Annotated in this window: 21 protein-coding genes and 2 pseudogenes; all 23 read right to left on the reverse strand. The window is 42.3% G+C overall.

Annotated elements, in window-relative coordinates:
* Positions 1 to 76: 76 nt before the first annotated feature.
* Complete coding sequence (uraA, locus tag ACTNC6_RS08105; RefSeq protein WP_173742730.1) at positions 77 to 1,327, reverse strand: uracil permease; 1,251 nt, start codon at positions 1,325 to 1,327, stop codon at positions 77 to 79.
* Positions 1,328 to 1,658: 331 nt separating this feature from the next.
* Complete coding sequence (locus ACTNC6_RS08110; RefSeq protein WP_441043814.1) at positions 1,659 to 2,252, reverse strand: hypothetical protein; 594 nt, start codon at positions 2,250 to 2,252, stop codon at positions 1,659 to 1,661.
* Positions 2,239 to 2,730: a type III toxin-antitoxin system ToxN/AbiQ family toxin gene (locus ACTNC6_RS08115; RefSeq protein WP_441043815.1), complete on the reverse strand. Its 492-nt coding sequence runs from the start codon at positions 2,728 to 2,730 to the stop codon at positions 2,239 to 2,241. Before ACTNC6_RS08115 ends, ACTNC6_RS08110 begins: the two co-directional genes overlap by 14 nt.
* A 233-nt stretch (positions 2,731 to 2,963) precedes the next feature.
* Positions 2,964 to 3,206 (reverse strand): DUF1016 N-terminal domain-containing protein, encoded by a 243-nt coding sequence (locus tag ACTNC6_RS08120; protein ID WP_441043816.1) that lies wholly within the window; start codon positions 3,204 to 3,206, stop codon positions 2,964 to 2,966.
* Positions 3,207 to 3,613: 407 nt separating this feature from the next.
* Positions 3,614 to 4,372 carry a hypothetical protein gene (locus ACTNC6_RS08125; RefSeq protein WP_441043817.1) on the reverse strand — a complete coding sequence of 253 codons (759 nt, stop codon included), beginning with the start codon at positions 4,370 to 4,372 and terminating at the stop codon, positions 3,614 to 3,616.
* On the reverse strand, positions 4,356 to 5,315 hold the full coding sequence (locus ACTNC6_RS08130; protein ID WP_441036349.1) for a MarR family transcriptional regulator: 960 nt from the start codon (positions 5,313 to 5,315) through the stop codon (positions 4,356 to 4,358). The genes ACTNC6_RS08125 and ACTNC6_RS08130 overlap by 17 nt, the downstream gene beginning before the upstream one ends.
* A 173-nt stretch (positions 5,316 to 5,488) precedes the next feature.
* Positions 5,489 to 6,061 (reverse strand): annotated as a pseudogene (locus tag ACTNC6_RS08135) (M15 family metallopeptidase); the annotation flags it as partial.
* Positions 6,042 to 6,302 (reverse strand): hypothetical protein, encoded by a 261-nt coding sequence (locus tag ACTNC6_RS08140; protein ID WP_441043818.1) that lies wholly within the window; start codon positions 6,300 to 6,302, stop codon positions 6,042 to 6,044. The gene ACTNC6_RS08140 and the pseudogene ACTNC6_RS08135, both read right to left, overlap by 20 nt.
* Positions 6,303 to 6,441: 139 nt before the next feature.
* A complete protein-coding gene (locus ACTNC6_RS08145) occupies positions 6,442 to 6,714 on the reverse strand; it encodes a VanW family protein (protein WP_226815363.1) in 273 nt (90 codons plus the stop codon).
* A gap of 93 nt (positions 6,715 to 6,807) precedes the next feature.
* Positions 6,808 to 7,941: a sensor histidine kinase gene (locus tag ACTNC6_RS08150; protein ID WP_441043868.1), complete on the reverse strand. Its 1,134-nt coding sequence runs from the start codon at positions 7,939 to 7,941 to the stop codon at positions 6,808 to 6,810.
* Positions 7,925 to 8,644 (reverse strand): annotated as a pseudogene (gene vanR, locus ACTNC6_RS08155) (VanR-ABDEGLN family response regulator transcription factor). The gene ACTNC6_RS08150 and the pseudogene vanR overlap by 17 nt, the downstream one beginning before the upstream one ends.
* Positions 8,645 to 9,468: 824 nt before the next feature.
* Complete coding sequence (gene rpsI, locus ACTNC6_RS08160; protein ID WP_117677245.1) at positions 9,469 to 9,861, reverse strand: 30S ribosomal protein S9; 393 nt, start codon at positions 9,859 to 9,861, stop codon at positions 9,469 to 9,471.
* Between the two features lie 17 nt (positions 9,862 to 9,878).
* Positions 9,879 to 10,307, reverse strand: coding sequence for a 50S ribosomal protein L13 (gene rplM, locus ACTNC6_RS08165; protein ID WP_173742737.1), 429 nt, complete (start codon positions 10,305 to 10,307; stop codon positions 9,879 to 9,881).
* Positions 10,308 to 10,561: 254 nt separating this feature from the next.
* On the reverse strand, positions 10,562 to 11,302 hold the full coding sequence (gene truA / locus ACTNC6_RS08170) for a tRNA pseudouridine(38-40) synthase TruA (protein ID WP_173742738.1): 741 nt from the start codon (positions 11,300 to 11,302) through the stop codon (positions 10,562 to 10,564).
* 116 nt (positions 11,303 to 11,418) lie between these two features.
* On the reverse strand, positions 11,419 to 12,222 hold the full coding sequence (locus tag ACTNC6_RS08175; protein ID WP_441033906.1) for an energy-coupling factor transporter transmembrane component T family protein: 804 nt from the start codon (positions 12,220 to 12,222) through the stop codon (positions 11,419 to 11,421).
* Positions 12,219 to 13,199 carry an energy-coupling factor transporter ATPase gene (locus ACTNC6_RS08180; RefSeq protein WP_441043819.1) on the reverse strand — a complete coding sequence of 327 codons (981 nt, stop codon included), beginning with the start codon at positions 13,197 to 13,199 and terminating at the stop codon, positions 12,219 to 12,221. The genes ACTNC6_RS08175 and ACTNC6_RS08180 overlap by 4 nt, the downstream gene beginning before the upstream one ends.
* Complete coding sequence (locus ACTNC6_RS08185; RefSeq protein ID WP_019160793.1) at positions 13,190 to 14,035, reverse strand: energy-coupling factor transporter ATPase; 846 nt, start codon at positions 14,033 to 14,035, stop codon at positions 13,190 to 13,192. The genes ACTNC6_RS08180 and ACTNC6_RS08185 overlap by 10 nt, the downstream gene beginning before the upstream one ends.
* A gap of 68 nt (positions 14,036 to 14,103) precedes the next feature.
* Positions 14,104 to 14,721 (reverse strand): ribosome biogenesis GTP-binding protein YihA/YsxC, encoded by a 618-nt coding sequence (yihA, locus tag ACTNC6_RS08190; protein WP_441043820.1) that lies wholly within the window; start codon positions 14,719 to 14,721, stop codon positions 14,104 to 14,106.
* Between the two features lie 58 nt (positions 14,722 to 14,779).
* Positions 14,780 to 17,092, reverse strand: coding sequence for an endopeptidase La (gene lon, locus ACTNC6_RS08195; protein WP_441043821.1), 2,313 nt, complete (start codon positions 17,090 to 17,092; stop codon positions 14,780 to 14,782).
* Between the two features lie 20 nt (positions 17,093 to 17,112).
* On the reverse strand, positions 17,113 to 18,426 hold the full coding sequence (clpX, locus tag ACTNC6_RS08200; RefSeq protein WP_019160790.1) for an ATP-dependent Clp protease ATP-binding subunit ClpX: 1,314 nt from the start codon (positions 18,424 to 18,426) through the stop codon (positions 17,113 to 17,115).
* 75 nt (positions 18,427 to 18,501) lie between these two features.
* Positions 18,502 to 19,083, reverse strand: a complete 582-nt coding sequence (gene clpP, locus ACTNC6_RS08205; protein ID WP_008705991.1) for an ATP-dependent Clp endopeptidase proteolytic subunit ClpP — start codon at positions 19,081 to 19,083, stop codon at positions 18,502 to 18,504.
* 24 nt (positions 19,084 to 19,107) lie between these two features.
* On the reverse strand, positions 19,108 to 20,394 hold the full coding sequence (gene tig / locus ACTNC6_RS08210) for a trigger factor (protein WP_441033915.1): 1,287 nt from the start codon (positions 20,392 to 20,394) through the stop codon (positions 19,108 to 19,110).
* A 253-nt stretch (positions 20,395 to 20,647) separates the two neighbouring features.
* Entirely contained in the window at positions 20,648 to 21,208 is a 561-nt protein-coding gene (locus tag ACTNC6_RS08215; protein ID WP_186994178.1) for a DJ-1 family glyoxalase III, read from the reverse strand.
* Between the last annotated feature and the right edge of the window lie 37 nt (positions 21,209 to 21,245).

A 21,245-nucleotide genomic window follows, 5' to 3' on the forward strand; every position in this document is an offset into this window, starting at 1 on the left:
TATACTGTTATACACAAAAACCTCCGGACATTCCTGCCCGAAGGTTTTCGTTCATTTATATATCAGTTATCCAATATCACTGATCATTTGTCAGATGTAGCTTGTCCAGAATATAGAACACCAGGCTCAGTGCCATACCTACAACACATGCCAGTACCATGCCTGTCAGTTTTACATTTCCCAGATTCAGGGAGATTCCGGAAAGACCTACGATAAATACAACAGAGGTCAGTGTCAGGTTTCTGGATTTACCGTAATCTACCTTATTATCTACCAGCATACGAAGTCCTGATGTACCGATCATACCATAGAGTAGGAAAGAAATTCCTCCGATTACAGGACCGGGAATGGTATTGATCAGTGCTGCCAGTTTTCCAAGGAAGGAACAGCAGATAGAGAGAACAGCCGCACCTCCGATTACCTGCACACTGTAAACCTTTGTCATGGCCATAACACCAATATTCTCACCATAAGTAGTTGTGGGTACAGAACCCATACATGCAGACAGAGTTGTAGAAAAGAAGTCTGCAAAAAGAGAACGATGTAAGCCTGGTTCTTTCAGCAGATCTTTCCCTACAATCTTGCTGGTTACGATCTGATGTCCGATATGCTCGGATGTTACCAGAAGAAGTGCCGGGAAGATTGTCAAAATCGCTTCCAGATTAAATTTCGGATGCTGGAAATTAGGCAGCGCAAAGAATGTAGCCTCTTTTACTGCTGTAAAATCCAGGATTCCGCAGAGAACTGCTGCCACATATCCTGCAATGATTGCGATCAGGATTGGGATCACTGATAAGAATCCTCTAAACAGAATCTGTCCAAACACTGCAACTCCCAGTGTTACCAGAAATACGATCACATTTTTCATATCTATCTTATCGTCAAGAAGTCCTGCTGTACTTGCAGCACTTCCGGCAAGCTCCAGACCGATCAGTGCAACTACCGGTCCCATTGCAGCTGTGGGAAGCACAATATCAATCCATTTGGTTCCACATTTTCCAATGATCAGCGCCAGGATCATACCAGCAATGCCAAGAACTACAAATCCACCCAGTGCATACTGGTATCCGAATTTTGTCATGACCAGAATTCCCGGTGACAGAAAAGCAAAGCTTGATCCAAGGTAGGCCGGAGCTTTTCCCTTTGTGATCAAAATAAACAGTAAAGTTCCCACACCGTTCATCAGCAGTACGATGGCCGGATTGATCCCGAACAGAAACGGAACCAGTACAGATGCACCAAACATGGCAAACATATGCTGGATACTAAGCGGGATCAGCAGCTTTGCAGGCACCTTGTCTTCTACCTGAATAATTCTTTTTTCCACTTTTTCTTCCTCTCTTTTCCCTTATTTTTTCACATTTTGCTTCATTATACACATATTATTCTGAAAAATCCACTATCTTTTTCATGCACAAGAAAGAATCCTGCCCGGAGGGCTTTATTATGTTATAGGAACATTACGGAGTAATTTCCTATAACATAATAAAATCCCGGAAGCAAAAATACTTCCGGGATAAATAGCATAATATTGAACAGCAATAATTATCGTTTAGGTAACTTGGAAGGCTTGATTTTACTGGATTTTTGGAATGTAGTGTTGCAAACACGTTACAAACGTAGGACTACTCATTGCTCCTCAGAACACCACATAGACTTCAATTAAGAAATCTGACAGCAAGTTCCTGAATAGCAAGTATCGGACCTTGTGCATATGTTTCTTGGGGATACGTTCTTTCCAGACGTTCTGTTTCTTTCATCAAAAAAGGAATCATTTCTACATCTCCTCGAAACCCAATTACTAAGCACAACATAGATCTTAAATATTCATTCCGGATATTGGAGTATTCTTTCATAAGCCAATCGCAACAGTTTTCTTCGCAGTGCAAGAAAAAATAAAGAGTATTTTCTATAAAGATATCCTGCCCGTTTTTCATAGTTTTTTCTTTTATGCATGGCATCATCACTGTTTCGTATTCCAGTAATTTTCCTCTTAATCTACTTCGGTTCCCTCCCGATAAAGGCTTTCGCATCAATTTCAACAGTTCTTCCGTTGTTTCTGCTTGTTCAATCATTCTTTTCGAACGCAAATCCTCTTCAGATTCACCAAGCGTTTTTTCTGAAATCGCATTGGCATATTCAACTGCTTCAGGCTCAAGATATAAACTATATTCAAATTTAGCTGCCGAGATAGGTATATCCGGGTGTGTATCTAAAAATTTATGTACTTCTTTTTTACTAATAGTTGTCATAATGTTTCACAACCTCCTCCAGCAATGGCAAATCACAACATCTTTCCTTTATTCTCTTGTCATTGCCATTCAATTCTTCATCTTTCTTAAAAAGAATATCTCTTAATCTTTTTGCTGTTAACTGAATTTGTTCCCGATCAGCTTTAATACACTTATATTGATTTTGAAGCAAACGCTGATATTTTAAATCTTCCATTGCATCAATATCAATAAGAAGTAATGCCGATTCCACAACAGGTATCATATTATTAAAGTTGATTGCACCATATATTCCCTGATTAATTTTCCTAAAATCTTTTGTGTTCTTCATTTTACGATGCTTTTCTTTGGGCGATGCAAATGGAGTATAATATTTTATCCCATCAATCTCAAGTACCACGCCTACATACGGACGCTTTCCCTTTTTATTATCTGCAACTTTTGCATCATATTTTTTCAAATAATTGATGTATTCATCTTTGATATTATAAAATTTCATTTTTCCTCATCTGTTAAAAAAAGAGACGACATCACTCGCCTCTTTTTCAGGTTCTCTCTTTATGGTGGAGACTCACCGCTTTTTTAGGTTCTCTCTTTATGGTGGAGACTCACCTGCTTTTTTAGGTTTCCACTTTATGGTAGAAACTCACCTCAGACAATCTTTTGTCTATAATAAGTATATGCAATTCCTCCTAAAAAATCAATATAATTCCATAATTTTACTAAAATTCTCTAATAGTACATCGTGTTGATCTGCCGTTCTAACTGCCGGACGCTCCACACTGTGGAGCGATTTGGAAAGGTGCAATAAAATTGCCTCATATTACGCAGTCCTTGTACGCTAAATCCCTTCCCAAATTCTGCTGTTAGCTGTTCAGATAAATATTGAAGCAGCTTCTTTCCATATTCTGCTCTGTCATTTTCTCCACACGCTTTATAAATCAGTTCCCCAATCTCCCAATAAGTTATTACCATTGTGGAGTTCACCGCAGCACTTAACCTATGCTATGCTGTGCTGATACAATAGACTGGCGAATGGAATGATAGGTCTGTTCTGCATTTTGATTTATTTGCAGATTGTTATCCATTTTGTACTCTCCCTACTGTGGATGCTATAGAAATATTATACCACGGAATCAATAAAACTCTCAAATCAATATTTATTTATTGATTTTGCATTTTTTCTGCAAAATCTTCAATTAAAATCTCTTTCGGCTCTTTTCTGAGTGACAATGACGATCGAGTAGGAGACGGCTTTTGCCGCCGACCTCTCACACTACCGGACATGCGGTTCCGCATCCGGCGGTTCAGTTAACTTGACATCTCGCTTTACAAAGATATTCCTCTGCTGAGAGTAAACCAAATTTCTTCAAATATCTATATTAAAGTGTCTCGTACATTGCTTTTAATTCTTCCAGAATCTTCTCCTTTGTTCTGCCAACCAGCCCCAACTGTTTAATATCCACGTTTTCATTTTTCATACGCTGGACAAACTCTTGAATATCGGCATAAACTCCTTGGGGAGCCACTACCTTGGCGGTGGGATCAATCAACTCCGTCAGACGGAAAACATCATTCTTATGTTTCTTGATATTTTTGCTATCAACGTGTTCTCCTGCAGCCTTACGATCTGTCAAATCCATCCACGCTTTTGCCTTAAACGGAATCAAATATGCCGCATCCAAGACAGTCACTCCATCAACGGTGACTTTCCCCTGCTTCAAAAATTCATAGTAATCATCGTCCAAAAGAATAGCAGACAGACTCGAAATATCTTCGTCCACCGGTAACGGTGTTAGCACTGCATCTTCTGGAAGTTGGATGGCATCCAGCTTTCGCGTGAAAAGTTCAATCATTGCAGGATACTGATTTGTAATTGGGTGACTAAACCGATAAAACTGCGGCACACCCGAACTTTTGTTGCAATGCTCATATCCCGCCTGTTTTACATATTCCCAAAATTTCTTTCCGAAATTTGCGTCAACTGCTTCTATAATCAAAACAAGGTCAATATCCTTTGTCGCACGGAAGTCCAGTCCCTCCTCCGTCATCAGAATGTCACACGCAGTTCCACCAATGATAGCATATTGTTCTTCACTGCCCTTGAACCATTCCTTAAAGCTATCAATTCCTGTAACCATCTATCTTTCTCCACAGTTCATTCAGCATTTCTTCTACTGCTTCTTCAACCCGTTCATCTGCATCTTCTCTCAATGCCAATGCCAGCGAAAGCTCATCTACAATGTTTCGCGTGGACAATTTTCGTGGATTGTATCTCCACATCTCTACGGCCACTTGCACCTGCGAATTCTGCAAGCTATTGGTCATAACATCTTTCCATTGAGAGATTCTTTCTGCCGCATAACATCTGACATTCGGTGTGTTCAGCATGGAATACTCTGCCAACGCCGAATATCCACTTTCCAACAGCTCTGTTCCCACCAATTCTTTCGGAATATAAACCGTTCGTTTTATTGGATTCAGCAACTTATCTCCTGCTTTTTGGAACAGTGTTTTCGGAGAATCCTCAGATTGCATGATCCTCTGCACACCGACTTTTCTGATATGCAGCAATCCCATTTCTTCAAGCTGTCTTGATGCCCTTGATATAGAAGTAGGTGTCAGTTCCAAGTCTTTCGCAGCTTGACTTGTAGATAGTTCCTGTGCGCCTCCATAAATGAAATGCAGTAGAAGCATCTGCGCCGATGGAAGTATTTCTTCCCTTGTCTTTTTTTCGGCGCTGCACCGTTCCTGCAAATACACTGCCATAAAGGGCAAATAAATTTGCTTTCCATCTACAATAAATGGAATCTTCTCACGAATCAAATATTCTTTCTGGCGAAAGCTAAGTTCTTTTAGCACCAGCACAATAGGCAAGTTCTCATTATTCTGTATCCGAGCAATATGTTTTTTCAGTACTTCAATCTGCTCCAGTTCTGTCTTAGGATAAAGAAAAATCATCTTCTGTTCATTCATTGACACCATCTGTAAACGGTACCTTGTGGCTATAAAATTGGGCAAATGCTTAAACTCTACATCATCATAGGTAACCTTGACTCCCAGAACTTTATCGAGATATTCCATGTCATCACCTGCAATCTTAACTCTTTTTCTGTATTATAACTCTTTTTGAGTTAAGATGCAATATTTGAGTTAAGAACAGTTAAGAATCAACATTATTAAAAATTATTTTTACAAAAAACCCGATGCAACATGAGCATTACAGCCGCCAAACAAAACAGCGATTTTCAATCTTTTCATTGCTCCGCCTGCCTTTCTGCCAAATATTCCTCTAGACACAGCCCTTTTTCATACATCTCTGTGGCAGCCTCAACGCCAACATACCGATAATGCCATACTTCCTCGGCAACGCCCGTGATGTCGGTTTTATCTCCAGGGTAACGGAAGATAAAACCGTATTTGTAGCTGTTTTCTTGCAGCCAGGAATAAAGATCATAGGTGGCTCCGTTGATGTCCACGGCTAAACCAATTTGATGTTCACTGTATCCGGGAACAGATACCCATTGCTTTGCCAGTTCCTCCGCTTCGCTCTGGGAATTTCCCTCTTTGCGGTATCCAGCCACTTTGTCGTCATAGAGCTGCTGCTGCTTTTTCTGCGTGCGGTAACCGGATACGACCATAGGCAGTTGATCCCAATTTCCTTCCTTTGCTGCTTCCAACATCTCCATGAGAGGATCATAGATGCGTTCATCTACTTTCTCACCGCCGGGCACCTCTACCAGTTTTGGCTCGTAGTTTTCGGGGATCGCGTTTTCATAGTTTACCAACACCAAGTTCCAGTCGGTGTCATCATTTTCTGTCTGCGTGTTTTGGGGGTGAGCTTTCATCCAAAAGGCCAACTTGCACATCATCAGGCCCCTGCGTTGTGGTGTCGTTTACTTGGTAATTTTCAGGCGATTCTTTATCTCCAAACAATGTGAACGCATATACACAAACAGCCACGACCAGAATGACTGTGGCAATACTTCCCCAAGGAAAGCGCCTCCGCCGCTGCTTTTGCCTCCAGCGATGACCTTCATTGGGAACAGGCAGCATTTTTTCTTCCATCATATAAAGCCTCCTTTCTGAAGGGGAACAAAAGCGCCCCTGTCAGCATTTATTGTACTGAACAGCGGCGCTTGGAACTTTAATATGAAGTTGTTTATTTCCTAAGAAAATCCTAATGTAAGGGGGAGATTTTACTTATGTTCTATCCAGCGGCGGTCCGCAGCTTTGCATCGGACAACACTTTCCCTCTCATATGATATTTGTCAACAGAAATCTGGATTTGAAATGTGTAGGCGGTGTTGTTTTTGACCTTCAAATCCAGCCGGCCTTCCGCCACCGCCGCGTCAATTCCTTGGGGAATGCCGGGCGTATTGCGGTGAAGGTCTATTCCATGTGTATGCTGTTCTGTAACAGTCAGCGGAGTATCCTTCCCATCATTTCGCTCCTTTCGGTGATTTGTTTCATAAAAGAGCAAATCCATGCTCCTGTCAGTATCATTCTACTGGACAAGAGCATGGATTGTTTTAATAAGAAGTTGATTGATTCCTAAGAAAATGCAAAGAAATTGCTAATTTGACAACGGCAAAGAGACTGTAAATGTAACCACATGATTTTTGCTGGATGCGCTGATTGCCCCGCCATGCAGCGTGACGATCTCCTTTGCTATGGCTAATCCAAGCCCTGTGCCGCCTGTATCAGAGGAACGAGACTGATCTACCCGGTAGAATTTATTGAAAAGAGACGCCAATACCTCATTTGGAATATCTTCGCCGCTGTTCTGAAACCGAATGATGACTTCATGTTCCAATTTTTCTGCGGAGATCACAATCTCGGTATGTGGGAAGCTATACGATGCGGCATTTTTCAGAATGTTGTTGAATACCCGTGCCAGCTTTTCCGGATCGGCTTCGATGGTCAAGTTCTCGTCAAGATGCAGGGTAACAGTGTTTCCCCCGGGAGCCAAAACAGGAGACAATTCATCCGATAGTTGGACCAGCATATAATAAAGGTCGATGGTTTCCTTGGACAAGGTGATTTTCTGAGATTTATATTTTGTGATCTCAAAGAATTCATTTACCATCGTCTCCAGTCGGTAGGCTTTTTCCAACACGATATGAACCCGCGCAGCCCTCTGCTCAGGGGGCATATTCGGATCTTCCTCCAACAGATTGAGGTATCCAATTACAGATGTGAGTGGGGTCCGAATATCATGGGCCAGGTACATAACCAATTCGTCTTTCCGCTGTTCAGCCAAAGCGGTTTCCATTTTTCGTTCTGCTAAAGTTTGTTTTACAGAGTTTAGCTTCCGCTCAAATGGCAGCATTTCCGGTGACAACTGGATTTGCTTTTCATCGTCTGCCAGCAATGACTCTATCCCTTGATTGACTTCTCTGAAATAGCCGGTAACCCACCGGAAAATTCGTACCATGAGGACTGTAAATATTAGAAGAACGGCCACAGCGAAAAAAATTTCTTTATTACCTCGAAAATGGTCACTGTAATAATAAAATGCTGCTTCATGCTTCATGTCGAATACGGTTTCCAGAATCCATACAATCAAATCGCCAATTCGCTGTTTCCAGATGAAAAGATACAGCCCCACCACCACAACGATAGAGGTAATGACATTCATGCAAACTCGTCGAATGAGTTTGGATTGAAAAGCAAAGTATTCGTCTTTTTTATCAACTTTCAATTTTATATCCTACCCCCCATATCGTCTTAATGAATCTGGGCTTGTCCATGCTATCTCCCATTTTCTCCCGCAGGTGGCGGATATGCACGGTGATGGTGTTGTTGGATTTGCTGTAATACTCGTCCTGCCAGATTTTGTGAAACAAATCTTCTGAACTGACTACATTCCCGGTATTTTCCAGAAGAATACGCAGGATCGAAAACTCCGTAGGTGTCAGCACCAAGGGCGTTTCCCCCAAAAAGCAGGTATGTACCTTGATATTCATTGTCAAGGAACCGCAAACAAGATTATCTTATGATGCGGCAGACGAGGTTTCACCGGTATCAGAATGAGCAGGATTGTACTTTTGATACCGGCGAAGCTGAGACTTTACCCGTGCAATCATCTCCAGAGGGCGAAACGGCTTTGTAATGTAATCATCCGCTCCAAGAGTAAGGCCGGTAATTTTATCAGTCTCAGCATCTTTGGCTGTCAGCATGATGATGGGGTAGGTATGATGTTCCCTGATTTTCTTGCATAGAGTGAATCCATCTATGTCAGGAAGCATAATATCCAAAATTGCAAGATCAATGGGGGTTGTTTCAATGCAGTTAAGGGCTTCTTGGGCCGTATAAAATTTGAATACAGTGTAGTTTTCGTTTTTCAAATAGACTTCTATTAAATCCGCAATTTCTGTTTCGTCATCGACTACTAATATTTTATTAGACATGAAATCACTCTCCCTTCAAAGAGTATATATTATTATATTATCAAAGTCAAACACAGCACATCCTTATTATTTCATGAGAAAACATTAAGATTTTCCTAATTTCTCACAGATTGCAATATCTTGGGGCTGAATTTTGGCAAGTTAAGAAACCCCTTGATATATTAGTCGTATCTGTTCATCTCTAAGCTATATTATATTTCGTTCTTATTTATTAAGCAATGATTCGCCTATTAAATCAGGTCCACAGCCAGAACAATCATGCTTGTTTACCAGTATAATAAGGTCATTCCACAGCCGCAACCGGCACGATAAAATATTGTTGAGGTGAACGATTATGCCGGTTGATGATTTGGGCAAATTGGGAATGAGAATGAGCACTGCTCGAAATGAAATGGGGCTTACACAACAACGGCTTTCTGATTTCTAATTGTTGCTGTTGTTTCTGGAAATAGAAAAAGCCGCCACTTCAAAATCATAAAGTGACGGCCCTTTCTAATGCCGGAATCTCTGAAACAAAAAAAGCACCCAGTTATTGTTACTGAGTGCCTGCATTAGAATCGTATTTAATTGTTCAGATTTGGTCAGATTATGCCAAACCCTCCAGCGAAAAATCCGGTGTCTGAGAGTGCCAAAATCACCCTCAAAAATACCCCCGAAATTGCTCTCCGGTTGTCCTATATTTAACCACTAAAAATTGGGTGAAAACGGCTCTCGTTTGGTCAAATGAGGTCAAACTATATCAGCCCGTTTAGGTATAAGAAAACCCCGGAAAATCAAGGTTTTCCGGGGTTTTGTAAACCTTTTGATATAGTCTGAGCAGTCGATTATCGTTTGCTGAACTGAGGAGCTCTACGAGCTGCTTTGAGACCGTATTTCTTACGTTCTTTCATACGTGGGTCACGAGTTAAGAATCCAGCAGCCTTCAGAACTGGTCTGTAGTCGTTGTCTGCCTGAAGAAGTGCTCTTGCAACACCATGTCTGATGGCACCAGCCTGTCCTGTGTATCCACCGCCATGAACGTTAACTAATACGTCGAATTTGCCTTCTGTTTCTGTTGCAGTTAAAGGCTGACGAACGATAACTTTCAGTGTATCTAATCCAAAATATTCATCGATATCTCTTTTATTGATTGTGATCTTACCAGTTCCAGGTACAAGATAAACTCTTGCGATTGATTTTTTTCTTCTTCCTGTTCCGTAGAATTTTGCGCTAGCCAATGTTTTCTACCTCCTAATTAAAATGTTAAAGCTTCTGGTTTCTGAGCTTCATGTTTGTGTTCCGGTCCTGCATATACGAAGAGCTTTGTGTACATGCTTCTTCCTAAAGGTCCTTTTGGAAGCATACCTTTAACTGCGAGCTCGATAACTCTTTCAGGTTTCTTTGCTAACATTTCTTTTAATGTGGTTTCTCTCATTCCACCAACATAATCGGAGTGGTTGTAATAGATTTTCTGATCTAATTTCTTACCTGTAACTTTGATCTTGTCAGCGTTTACGATGATTACATAATCACCTGTATCTACATGTGGTGTAAACTGTGGTTTATTTTTTCCTCTTAAAACGCTTGCTACTCCAGAAGCCAGACGGCCAAGAGTACATCCATCAGCGTCAACTACATACCATTTTCTTTCGATTTTATCTGGATTAGCCATATAAGTCTGCATGGTTTTACCTCCTGTTATTTATCAACGATAGTTTAATTAACCGCGGAATTTCCCGCGAATATAAGTTATTGGAAACGCCGGTGCTAAAAATGCGGAAATGTCCGAAACCGCTGATAAATACTTTCGCCTGGGCTATTTGGCTTAAGCATCTCGCACTACGTCACATTTGGTTATTATATTATAAGGGTTCTGTTCTGTCAATAGGTTTTGTGTCGTTTTTTCAATTTTTTTCGTTACTCTCTCATTTTTATTTTTCAGTCAAAAAATTCAATTCCCATCAGTGTCAGTCCCTGGGCCGGAGCTGTCGGTCCTGCCATTTCCCGGTTGCAGGCTTCCAGGATTGTTTTTACTCTCTCAGGTGGATACTGTCCGTTTCCTACTTCGATCAGAGTTCCGGAGATAATACGGACCATGTTGTAAAGAAATCCGGTTCCTGTTACCCGGATGGTTACAAGATCTCCGTCACGCCACACATCAATTCCGGTTACTGTGCGGATCGTTGTTTTCACCTGCGCTTTTGCCCCACAGAAGGATGCAAAATCATGCTGTCCGATCAGATATGAGGTTGCAGCTTTCATTTTATCTACATCCAGTTTATAGTGATAAAAATAGGTGTATAAGCGCTCTGTGGGAACCGGAAATTTGCGGTTCAGAATGCGGTATTCATAGGTTTTCTCACTGTCACAGTAACGGGGATGGAAATCCGGTTCTACCTCTTCAGAGAGCTGAATACGAATATCCTCCGGAAGACGTTGGTTTAATGCATAGGAAATCTTTTCCCCGGGAATCCGTGTATCAGTATCAAATACTGCCACGTTTCCCATAGCATGAACACCTGCATCTGTACGGCTGGCACCGATGGTTTCTATTTTCTCACCAAGAAGCTCTGACAGCGTATCATTTAAAACCCCCTGTACGGTAATCCCGTTTGGCTGTGTCTGCCAGCCGCAGTAGTTGGTTCCGTCATATGCAACTACAAGACCAATTCTTTTCATCTGTTTTCCTCCATAAATTGAAAACTTTTGCTATATATAAAATAAACAATATGCTGTAATCCTTTTTACCGAATTACAGCATATAAAATATCCTTATAAATTATATCAGTACTTTCTCAGATTCCCACAATTCGGAAAACAATGGCGATTCCCAGATAAGTCCACATCACCACATAGGAAATGTAGTCTCTGGACTCATAATGCAATGGCTTCATCTGAGTTCTATTGTCACCGCCATGGTAGCATCTTGCTTCCATGGCCATTGCCAGATCATTGGCTCTGCGGAAAGCAGAGATAAACAGCGGCACCAGAAGAGGTACCATATTTTTGGCTCTCTGAATTATATTTCCATTCTCAAAGTCTGCACCACGGGCAATCTGCGCTTTCATAATCTTATCTGTTTCCTCCAGAAGGATTGGAATAAAACGCAGCGCAATAGACATCATCATGGCAATCTCGTGGATTGGCACATGAAGCTTATTCAACGGTCTGAGAAGTCGTTCCAAGCCATCTGTAAGCTGATTGGGTGTGGTAGTCAGCGTCATAAGAGAAGAACCGATTACCAGATAGGTCAGGCGGATGGCCATTCTGCCAGCCAGCTTCAGGCCCTCCTCTGTCACATGCAGGATTCCCCACTGCCAGAGAACCTTTCCGGGTGTCAGGAAGATATTAAATACCACTGTGATCATAAGGAGCATTACGATCGCCTTCAGTCCCTTGAACATAAATTTCAAAGGTACTTTAGAAAGAATGATCATTGCTGCCAGAAATACAGTAGCTACCGCATATCCCGGAAATGTATGGAACACAAAGACAGAAAGGATGAACACCAGCGTACCTACCAGCTTTGCTCTGGGGTCCATTTTGTGCAGAACGGAATCTGCAGGATAATACTGTCCTATTGTAATATCTCGGATCATATCTCCTGCCCTCCCTTTTTATCTTCTGTCAGATCTGTTTCCATTTCACTGACCAAAGTTTTTCTTTCCGTTTTTTTCTGTCCGTTGTCAGATAAAGTCCTGTCTGACTGAACTAGTTTCCCGGAATTACATTTTCTCAGTACTGCCAGGATGTTCTCTTTCGCCTCATCCACTGTAGTAGCAGTCACATCCACATCCAGCCCCTTTTCCTTCAGTGCATGCATGATATAAGTGATCTGCGGTGCCGCAAGTCCCATGGCTTCCAGCTCTCTGTAATGGGCAAATACTGCTTTGGGAGCATCGTCATATGCAATTTCTCCGTCATTGACTACAATCAGTCTCTCTGCGTATTTTGCAATATCCTCCATACTGTGAGATACAAGGATAATGGTAATCCCTCTTACTTTAGGAAGCTCTGCGATCTGGTCAAGGATGTTATCCCGACCTTTTGGATCCAGGCCTGCAGTTGGCTCATCCAGGATCAGAATTTTCGGATTCATTGCCAATACACCGGCAATAGCAACTCTTTTCTTCTGTCCGCCGGAAAGCTCAAAAGGGGATTTACTGAAATTTTTCTCCTTAAAGCCTACGTGCTGCAGTGCTTTCTTTGCTTCTACTTCTGCCTCTTCCCTGGATAATCCCTGATTCATGGGACCAAAGCAGACATCAGAAAGTACATCATTCTCGAAAAGCTGATGCTCCGGATACTGGAATACCAGTCCTACCTCGCTTCGCAGGGTACGCCGGTCATATTTCTCTCCCCAGATATCCTCTCCATTGTAAGTGATGGTACCGGAAGTCGGACGGATCAGAGCATTGAAATGCTGGATCAGTGTAGATTTTCCACTTCCTGTATGTCCGATAATTCCGATAAACTGTCCGTCCGGAATAGAAAGATTGATGTCTTTCAGCGCATGGATCTCATAGGCAGTTCCCGGACTGTAGGTATAAGTTACATTTTTTAATTCTATTGACATAAGGCATTCACCAGCTCCTCTGTAGTCAGTATTCCCTCCGGAACATCCACTCCGGCTTTATGAAGTTCATGTGCCAGAAGTGTTACCTGGGGCACATCCAGTCTGTATTCTTTCAGGGTTTCCACCTGTGAAAAAATTTCTCTGGGTGTTCCCTGCATCACCACTTCTCCATTGTCCATAACATATACCTTGTCCGCATGAACAACTTCTTCCATATAATGGGTGATCAGAATGACTGTCACTCCTTCCTGTCTGTTAAGGTCACTGACCGCCTCCAGAACTTCCTTTCGTCCGTTAGGATCCAGCATTGCTGTTGGTTCATCCAGGATAATGCATTTTGGACGCATTGCCATAACGCCTGCAATGGCAACTCTCTGCTTCTGCCCTCCCGAAAGCTTGTTAGGGGAATGGTAACGATAGGATGTCATACCTGTTTTCTTCAGGCTTTCATCTACACGTTCCCATATTTTTTCAGTAGGAACTCCCATATTTTCAGGGCCAAAACCTACATCCTCTTCCACCACTGTACCGATGATCTGGTTATCAGGGTTCTGAAAAACCATCCCTGCTTTCTGTCGGATTTTCCATAATTCCGGCTCCTTAGACGTGTCAATTCCATCTACCCACAAAGTACCCTCTGTTGGAATCAGAAGTGCATTGAGATGCTTTGCCAGAGTAGATTTTCCGGAGCCGTTATGCCCCAGTACAGCCACGAATTGTCCGGCTTCAATGTCCAGGTTTACATCATTGACAGCACGCTGTGTATCCTGCACATTGCCGTCTTCATCATACTTGAGATAGTCAAATCCCAGCTTGAATGCCTTGATAATTCCCATAATATTTTTTCCTCTTAATATTTCAGGTATCTTTTTCATACCTGCTGCTTTTCTTGTCAGTCTGTCAATCAGTTTTCAACCTCTTCAGTAGCCGCCGGAACCAGCCCGGTCAACTCGTCGATCAAAGCCCAGATTTCCTCTCTTCCCTGTTTTGTCTCTGCTGAAAAAAGAAGAATGATTCCATCTTTGCCAAGCTTCAGTCCTTCTCTGATTGCTTTTATATTTTTCTGCACCTGGCTTCGTTTCAGCTTATCCAGCTTTGTAGCTATGATAATGGGCTGATAACCATTGTGCAGAATCCAGTCATACATCATTTTATCATTGGCAGAAGGATCATGGCGGATATCCACCAACAGAAAAACTGCCTTAAGATTTTTTGAGGTATGAAGATATCTCTCAATCATTTTGCCCCATTTTTCCTTCTCGGACTGGGACACCTTTGCGTATCCGTAACCAGGAAGGTCTACCAGATACATTTCCTCATTGATATTGTAAAAATTAATGGTCTGCGTTTTTCCAGGCTGTGCACTGGTGCGGGCAAGAGATTTACGGTTCATCAGTCCATTGATCAGGGAAGATTTCCCCACATTTGACTTACCTGCAAAAGCCACCTCCGGTCTTCCGGTATCCGGAAGCTTACTTGTAATACCACATACAATATCTAAAGATACATTCTTAATAACCATTATTTTCCTCTGTTTTTACTGATTTATGGTTTCAGCGTAAAGCAGACCTTCCCTGGCCTTATACCAACGCTCTGTTTAATACTTCCTTCATGGAACTTACAAAAGTGATCGTAAGCCCGTCTGTAATTTCCTTATCCAGCTCCTGTACATCCGGCTTATTCTCTGCCGGCACAAGAACCTCTTTTATTTTTGCATACTTGGCAGCCAGAAGCTTCTCCTTCAGCCCACCAATAGGAAGAACACGTCCTCTCAGTGTAATCTCACCAGTCATGGCAAGATCTGCACGGACAGGCTCTCTTATAATTGCTGAAAGAATGGCTGTTGCCATAGTAATACCTGCAGATGGACCATCCTTTGGGACTGCCCCTTCCGGAATATGTACATGTATATCATTTTCCTGGAAAAACTCCGGTTTTACCTTATAGCCCTCTGCAACGGAACGGATATAGGTGATTCCTGCCTGGGCAGACTCTTTCATCACATCTCCCAGCTGTCCTGTAAGCAGCAGTTCACCCTTACCGGGCATTACATTGACCTCAATCTGGAGAGTATCTCCTCCTACCTGTGTCCATGCCAGCCCTCTTGCAATACCAATTTCATCTTTCCTGTTTGCCATGAGATAATTAAAATGCTCCTTGCCAAGGAAATCCGACAGATTTTTAGCTGTAACTGTCACCTTCTTTTTGCCCTCTTCCATAATGGCACGGGCAGTTTTCCGGCAGATCCGTCCAATCATCCTTTCCAGGTTTCGTACACCGGCTTCTTTTGTATAATTATTAATAATTTTCTTCAATGCTGCCGACTGAATCGTCAGCTCACCTTTGGAGATCCCATTCTCTTCCATCTGTTTCGGAATGAGATGTTCTTTGGCAATATGCTCTTTTTCGTTCTCTGTATAACCTGAAATTTCAATCAGTTCCATACGGTCAAGCAATGGTCTGGGAATTTCCTGTACATCATTGGCAGTAGCAATAAACAACACCTCAGATAAATCCTGTGGAAGTTCTACATAATGATCCACAAACCTGCTGTTCTGCTCCGGATCCAGAACCTCAAGAAGGGCAGAAGAAGTGTCCCCCTTATAATCACTGCTGGTCTTATCAATCTCATCCAGCAACATAAGCGGATTATTTACCCCGGCCTGCTGCAAAGCGACTGTGATTCTTCCCGGCATTGCTCCCACATAAGTTTTTCTGTGGCCACGGATTTCTGCCTCGTCCCGAACACCGCCCAGGCAGATCCGTACATATTTTTTATGCAAAGCCTCAGCCACAGATTTGGCAACCGATGTCTTACCTGTTCCAGGAGGCCCTACCAGACAAAGGATAGGACTTTTACCCTTATGTGTCAGTTTACGGACAGAAAGGAACTCCATAATACGTTCCTTTACATCCTTTAAACCATAATGCTCTCTCTCCAGTATTTCCCATGCTTCCTTCAGATCCTCAGAATCTTCGGATCTGTTGTCCCAGGGAAGGGACAGCAAAGTCTCAATATATCCCCTGAGCACCGAATTCTCGGACACATTGTTATTTGTAGTTTTGAAACGTTCAATTTCTTTGCTGATCTTTTCCTTCACTTCATCACTGGCAGAAAGCTCCTGAAGCTTCTTTTTGAATTCATCTGCAACATCTGCAGAATTATCCTCTCCCAGTTCCTCACGGATCAGTTTCAGCTGTTCTCTCAGAATATATTCTCTCTGATTTTTATCAATTCTGGCTTTCACCTTTTTCTGAAGATCTCTGCCGATCTGCATGACCTCAATCTCACTGCCCAGAATTCCTCCCAGAACCTCATAGCGCTCTTCCAGAGTCAAGGCTTCCAGAATCTTCTGTTTGTTCTGATAGGATAAAGGAATATTCACAGCAATCTGTTCGATCAGTTCTTCCAGGCTTTCAATATTCAGGATCTGCGAAATCAGCTCTTTGCTGATTTTTCCATTTTCCATGCAGTATCTGTGAAACAGTTCTTTCAGACTTCGGTACATTGCCTCTGTCACTGTATCCGGTAACAAGGTCTCCTCCTCTTTCACAGGTGATATCACACCTGTGAGATAAGGGAAATCCTGCTGAAAATCCTCCAGAACTGCCCTGCCTGTGCCCTCCACCAGAACTCTCAGAATATCCTGGGGAAGCTTCACTACCTGCTTGATATAGCCAATCGTACCTACCCGGTAAACTCCTGACACATCCGGATTTTCTACTTCCGGATCTATCTGTGTCACCAGAAATATTTTCTGATCATGAAGCATTGCCGCCTCAATTGCTTTCTTTGAACGTTCTCTGCTCACATCAAAATGAACAATCATTCCCGGAAGAATTGTAGTTCCCCGTAAGGCAATAGCTGGCAATATCGCATTTTGATTCGTCATTTATTATCTAGTCCCTTCCATCAGGCTGTCTCCGGTTTACCCTTCTGGCGTGTACGGGCTGTTCTTCTGCTATTGGTCTTCTTGGCCGGTGCAGGAGCTTCCCCGTAGACGATTTCCGGTTCACCGGTACCTTCTACTACGTCTTTTGTAATTGTACATTTGCGGATTGTATCATCAGAAGGAATCTTGTACATCAGATCCATCAGAGATCCTTCCATGATAGCCCGAAGTCCTCTGGCACCTGTCTTTCGTTCCAGAGATTTCTTTGCCACCAGTTCCAGCGCATCATCCTGGAAATCCAGTTCCACACCATCCAGTTCAAACAACTTATGGTACTGTTTCGTCAGAGAATTCTTCGGCTCCTTCAAAATGCTGATCAGTGCTTTTTCATCCAGTGCATCCAGTGTAACTACCACCGGAACACGTCCGATAAATTCCGGAATCAGTCCGAATTTGATAAAGTCTTCAGGCATAACATCCTTCAGGATTTCTCCTACATTTCTCTCTTCCTTGACAGAAACATCTGCACCAAATCCAATAGATTTGGTATCCTGTCTGGATTCAATAATTTTTTCAATTCCGTCAAAGGCACCGCCACAGATAAACAGAATATTTGTAGTATCAATCTGGATAAACTCCTGATGAGGATGCTTACGTCCACCCTGAGGCGGTACACTGGCAACTGTTCCTTCCAGTATCTTCAGAAGTGCCTGCTGTACGCCCTCACCTGAAACATCTCTGGTAATAGATGCATTCTCAGATTTTCTGGTAATCTTATCGATCTCATCAATATAAATAATTCCATACTGTGCACGTTCGATATCATAATCTGCAGCCTGAATGATCTTCAGCAGAATATTTTCCACATCTTCACCCACATAACCAGCCTCAGTAAGAGTTGTGGCATCTGCAATAGCAAAAGGTACATTTAACAGTCTTGCCAGAGTCTGTGCCAGAAGTGTTTTTCCTGATCCGGTAGGTCCCAGCATCAGAATATTACTTTTTTGAAGCTCCACATCAGAGGAAGCTGCAGCAGTAATTCTTTTATAATGATTGTATACAGCTACAGAAAGTGCTTTCTTAGCCTCGTCCTGTCCAATTACATAGTCATCCAGAATTGCATGGATTTCCTCCGGCTTCAGCAGATTAATCCCTGCCTCCAGAGCCTCATCCTCATAATTCAGTTCCTCTTCCATGATTTCTGAACAGATACCGATACACTCATCACAGATAAACGTCTTGCCGTCCGGACCTGCGATCAGCTTTCTCACCTGATCTTCCGTTTTCTGGCAAAAAGAGCATCTTATTTTTCCTTCTCTTATCTTTTCCGCCATGGATTTTATTATCCTTTCTATACAATAACTCTAAAAAGACTCCTGTGACGATTCACAGGAGTCTTATCTTTCGCATTATTTATGCATGACTACACCATCAATCAGTCCATATGCCTTAGCCTCTTCGGCAGTCATATAGTTGTCCCGGTCTGTATCACGCTCAACAACTTCTATCGGCTGACCGGTATTTGCAGCCAATAATTCATTTAAAGTTCTCTTGGTCTGTGCGATATGATCTGCTACGATCTGGATCTCTGTTGCCTGACCCTGTGCACCGCCTGACGGCTGATGAATCATGATCGTAGAATGCGGAAGAGCAAATCTCTTACCCTTTGCACCCCCTGCCAGGAGAAAAGCTCCCATGCTGGCAGCCATTCCCAGACAAATAGTGGAAACATCACATTTGATATACTGCATGGTATCATAGATAGCCATACCTGCTGTTACGGAACCACCCGGGCTGTTGATGTAAAGTTGGATGTCCTTTCCGGGATCCTCTGCTTCCAGGAAAAGAAGCTGTGATACGATCAGTCCTGCACTCACATCATTTACTTCTTCGCCAAGAAAAATGATTCTGTCTTTCAGAAGCCTTGAATAAATGTCGTAGCTTCTCTCGCCCCTGCTTGTCTGCTCAATGACATAAGGTACTAAACTCATATAAACGCCTCCATTTTGGCTGAATTAAACTTCCTTTGCAGCGTCCGCTACCAGAGTAACTGCTTTCTGTACAGCCATATCTTTCTTCATCTGCTCAAGCTCGCGCTCTCCCAGTAATTCTTTTAACTTGTCTGCTTCCATTTTATAAGCTTCAGCCATCTTGGAAATCTCTTCATTTACTTCTTCCTCTGTAGGCTGAATGTTCTCAACTTCTGCAACTTTTTCCAGAACCAGTCTTGTCTGGATTCTCTTTAATGCCTGTGGTTTCATATCTTCCATCATTTTCTCAGCTGTCATGCCTGTGAACTGGAAGTACTGATCCATGGAAAGACCCTGAGACTGCATTCTTCTGCTGAAATCATCAAGCATCTGACGGCACTGTGTCTCAAGCATTGCTTCAGGAATATCCATCTGTGCATTCTCGATGATCTTATCAACTGCTGCATCTTCTTTTGCATGTTTTGCTTCGTTTTCTTTCTTTTCTACCAGGTTTGTCTTAACATGCTCTTTGTACTCAGCAAGTGTATCAAACTCAGAAACGTCTTTTGCAAAATCATCATCAAGCTCAGGAAGTTCTTTTGCTTCGATTTTCTTAACTGCACATTTGAAGATTGCTTCTTTTCCTGCAAGTTCTTTTGCCTGATATTCTTCAGGGAATGTAACTTTTACATCTACGTCATCGCCAACTTTAGCGCCAACCAGCTGATCTTCGAATCCAGGGATGAATGTGTTGGATCCAAGTGTCAGAGGATATTCTGTAGCCTGTCCGCCATCAAAAGGTACTCCGTCTACAGAACCTTCGAAATCAATTGTCACAATATCGTTTAACTGAGCTGCACGATCTTCAACATTGATAGTTCTGGAGTTTTTCTCCTGTTCCTTTTTAACTTCTGCCTCTACTTCCTCGTCTGTTACTTCAATTTCAGACTTCGGTACTTCTACACCTTTGTACTCACCTAAAGTTACTTCTGGCTTAACAGCTACTTCTGCGGTGAAGATCAGTGCCTTACCAGGCTCTGTCTGTACCAGATCGATTTTTGGCTGAGAAACGATTTCAAGTTCGCATTCTCCTAAAGCTTTGCTGTAATGCTCAGGAATCAGAGCGTTGACAGCATCTTCCAGGAAAACTCCCTTTCCATACATCTGCTCAATCATCTTTCTCGGAGCTTTACCTTTACGGAAGCCTGGGATAGAAATTCTTCCTTTGGCTTTCTGATATGCGCTCTGCATAGCCTTTTCTACATCTTCAGCGGAAACTTCAATGGTAAGTTTCGCCATGTTTTTCTCCATTTTCTCCACCTGTAAACTCATGTTACATGTTCCTCCTTAATTTTCAGGTTATATCATTTTAATTTTTGACACTATTCGCTGCCTGGCAGCTCTATTTTCTATATATTTAAGTTCAGGTTCCGCTCCCACTATTGCAGAAGCGGGAGAACTCCTTATACTCATCTATATATTTACAGTCATTGTAGCAGTATATCACAAAAAAATAAAAAGTGCTAGTGTTTTTTACATAAAAATCGCGGTTTTATCCATCTTTTTTCTTTTTCCGGTATATCTTCTATGCTCTGTATACTACAGATTCTGCAATTTCCTGTGCTTTTTCTTTTCCCTCCAGCTGAGTGATAATAGAAAGTGCAAAGTCCACGGCAGTCCCCAGTCCACGGCTTGTAGTAACATTCCCGTCAACCACTACACTATCTGTACTGGTCATTGCTCCGTCTCTCTCAATCACATCCATAAATGAAGGATAAGCAGTTGCCCTTCTGCCTTTTAGGAAACCAAGCCCTGAGAAAACGCTGGGAGCGGCACAGATTGCCGCAATTTTCCTGCCATCATCGTAAAACTCTGTAAGCAGTTCTGTAAGTGGCTTATAGCCTGCCAAATACTTTGTCCCCGGCATACCTCCCGGAAGCACCAGCATATCTGCATCTGAAAAATCCACTTCTCCGAATACCTCATCTGTCAGAAGACAAATACCATGGGCAGTCTGCACCTCTTTTGTGTTTTTTATAGAAACCGTACGAATATCTACTCCTGCACGACGCAGCAGATCCACAACTGTAAGCCCCTCAATATCCTCAAAACCATCTGCCAGAAAAATATAAACCTTTTTGCTCATAATCATTTCCTCCTGTTCATCATTTTATCAAGCATAT

The organism is Blautia sp. HCP3S3_C4 (genome assembly GCF_052064095.1).
In the GTDB taxonomy this organism is placed as follows: domain Bacteria; phylum Bacillota; class Clostridia; order Lachnospirales; family Lachnospiraceae; genus Blautia_A.

What these genes read in the sequence shown, in the direction of transcription:
- ACTNC6_RS08110 (WP_441043814.1), bottom strand. Translation starts at nt 2,252, where the DNA reads ATGACAACTATTAGTAAAAAAGAAGTACATAAATTTTTAGATACACAC.
- ACTNC6_RS08115 (WP_441043815.1), bottom strand. Translation starts at nt 2,730, where the DNA reads ATGAAATTTTATAATATCAAAGATGAATACATCAATTATTTGAAAAAA.
- ACTNC6_RS08120 (WP_441043816.1), bottom strand. Translation starts at nt 3,206, where the DNA reads ATGGTAATAACTTATTGGGAGATTGGGGAACTGATTTATAAAGCGTGT.
- ACTNC6_RS08125 (WP_441043817.1), bottom strand. Translation starts at nt 4,372, where the DNA reads ATGGTTACAGGAATTGATAGCTTTAAGGAATGGTTCAAGGGCAGTGAA.
- ACTNC6_RS08130 (WP_441036349.1), bottom strand. Translation starts at nt 5,315, where the DNA reads ATGGAATATCTCGATAAAGTTCTGGGAGTCAAGGTTACCTATGATGAT.
- ACTNC6_RS08140 (WP_441043818.1), bottom strand. Translation starts at nt 6,302, where the DNA reads ATGATGGAAGAAAAAATGCTGCCTGTTCCCAATGAAGGTCATCGCTGG.
- rplM (WP_173742737.1), bottom strand. Translation starts at nt 10,307, where the DNA reads ATGCAGACTTATATGGCTAATCCAGATAAAATCGAAAGAAAATGGTAT.
- truA (WP_173742738.1), bottom strand. Translation starts at nt 11,302, where the DNA reads ATGAAAAGAATTGGTCTTGTAGTTGCATATGACGGAACCAACTACTGC.
- ACTNC6_RS08175 (WP_441033906.1), bottom strand. Translation starts at nt 12,222, where the DNA reads ATGATCCGAGATATTACAATAGGACAGTATTATCCTGCAGATTCCGTT.
- ACTNC6_RS08180 (WP_441043819.1), bottom strand. Translation starts at nt 13,199, where the DNA reads ATGTCAATAGAATTAAAAAATGTAACTTATACCTACAGTCCGGGAACT.
- ACTNC6_RS08185 (WP_019160793.1), bottom strand. Translation starts at nt 14,035, where the DNA reads ATGGGAATTATCAAGGCATTCAAGCTGGGATTTGACTATCTCAAGTAT.
- yihA (WP_441043820.1), bottom strand. Translation starts at nt 14,721, where the DNA reads ATGGTTATTAAGAATGTATCTTTAGATATTGTATGTGGTATTACAAGT.
- lon (WP_441043821.1), bottom strand. Translation starts at nt 17,092, where the DNA reads ATGACGAATCAAAATGCGATATTGCCAGCTATTGCCTTACGGGGAACT.
- clpX (WP_019160790.1), bottom strand. Translation starts at nt 18,426, where the DNA reads ATGGCGGAAAAGATAAGAGAAGGAAAAATAAGATGCTCTTTTTGCCAG.
- clpP (WP_008705991.1), bottom strand. Translation starts at nt 19,083, where the DNA reads ATGAGTTTAGTACCTTATGTCATTGAGCAGACAAGCAGGGGCGAGAGA.
- tig (WP_441033915.1), bottom strand. Translation starts at nt 20,394, where the DNA reads ATGAGTTTACAGGTGGAGAAAATGGAGAAAAACATGGCGAAACTTACC.
- ACTNC6_RS08215 (WP_186994178.1), bottom strand. Translation starts at nt 21,208, where the DNA reads ATGAGCAAAAAGGTTTATATTTTTCTGGCAGATGGTTTTGAGGATATT.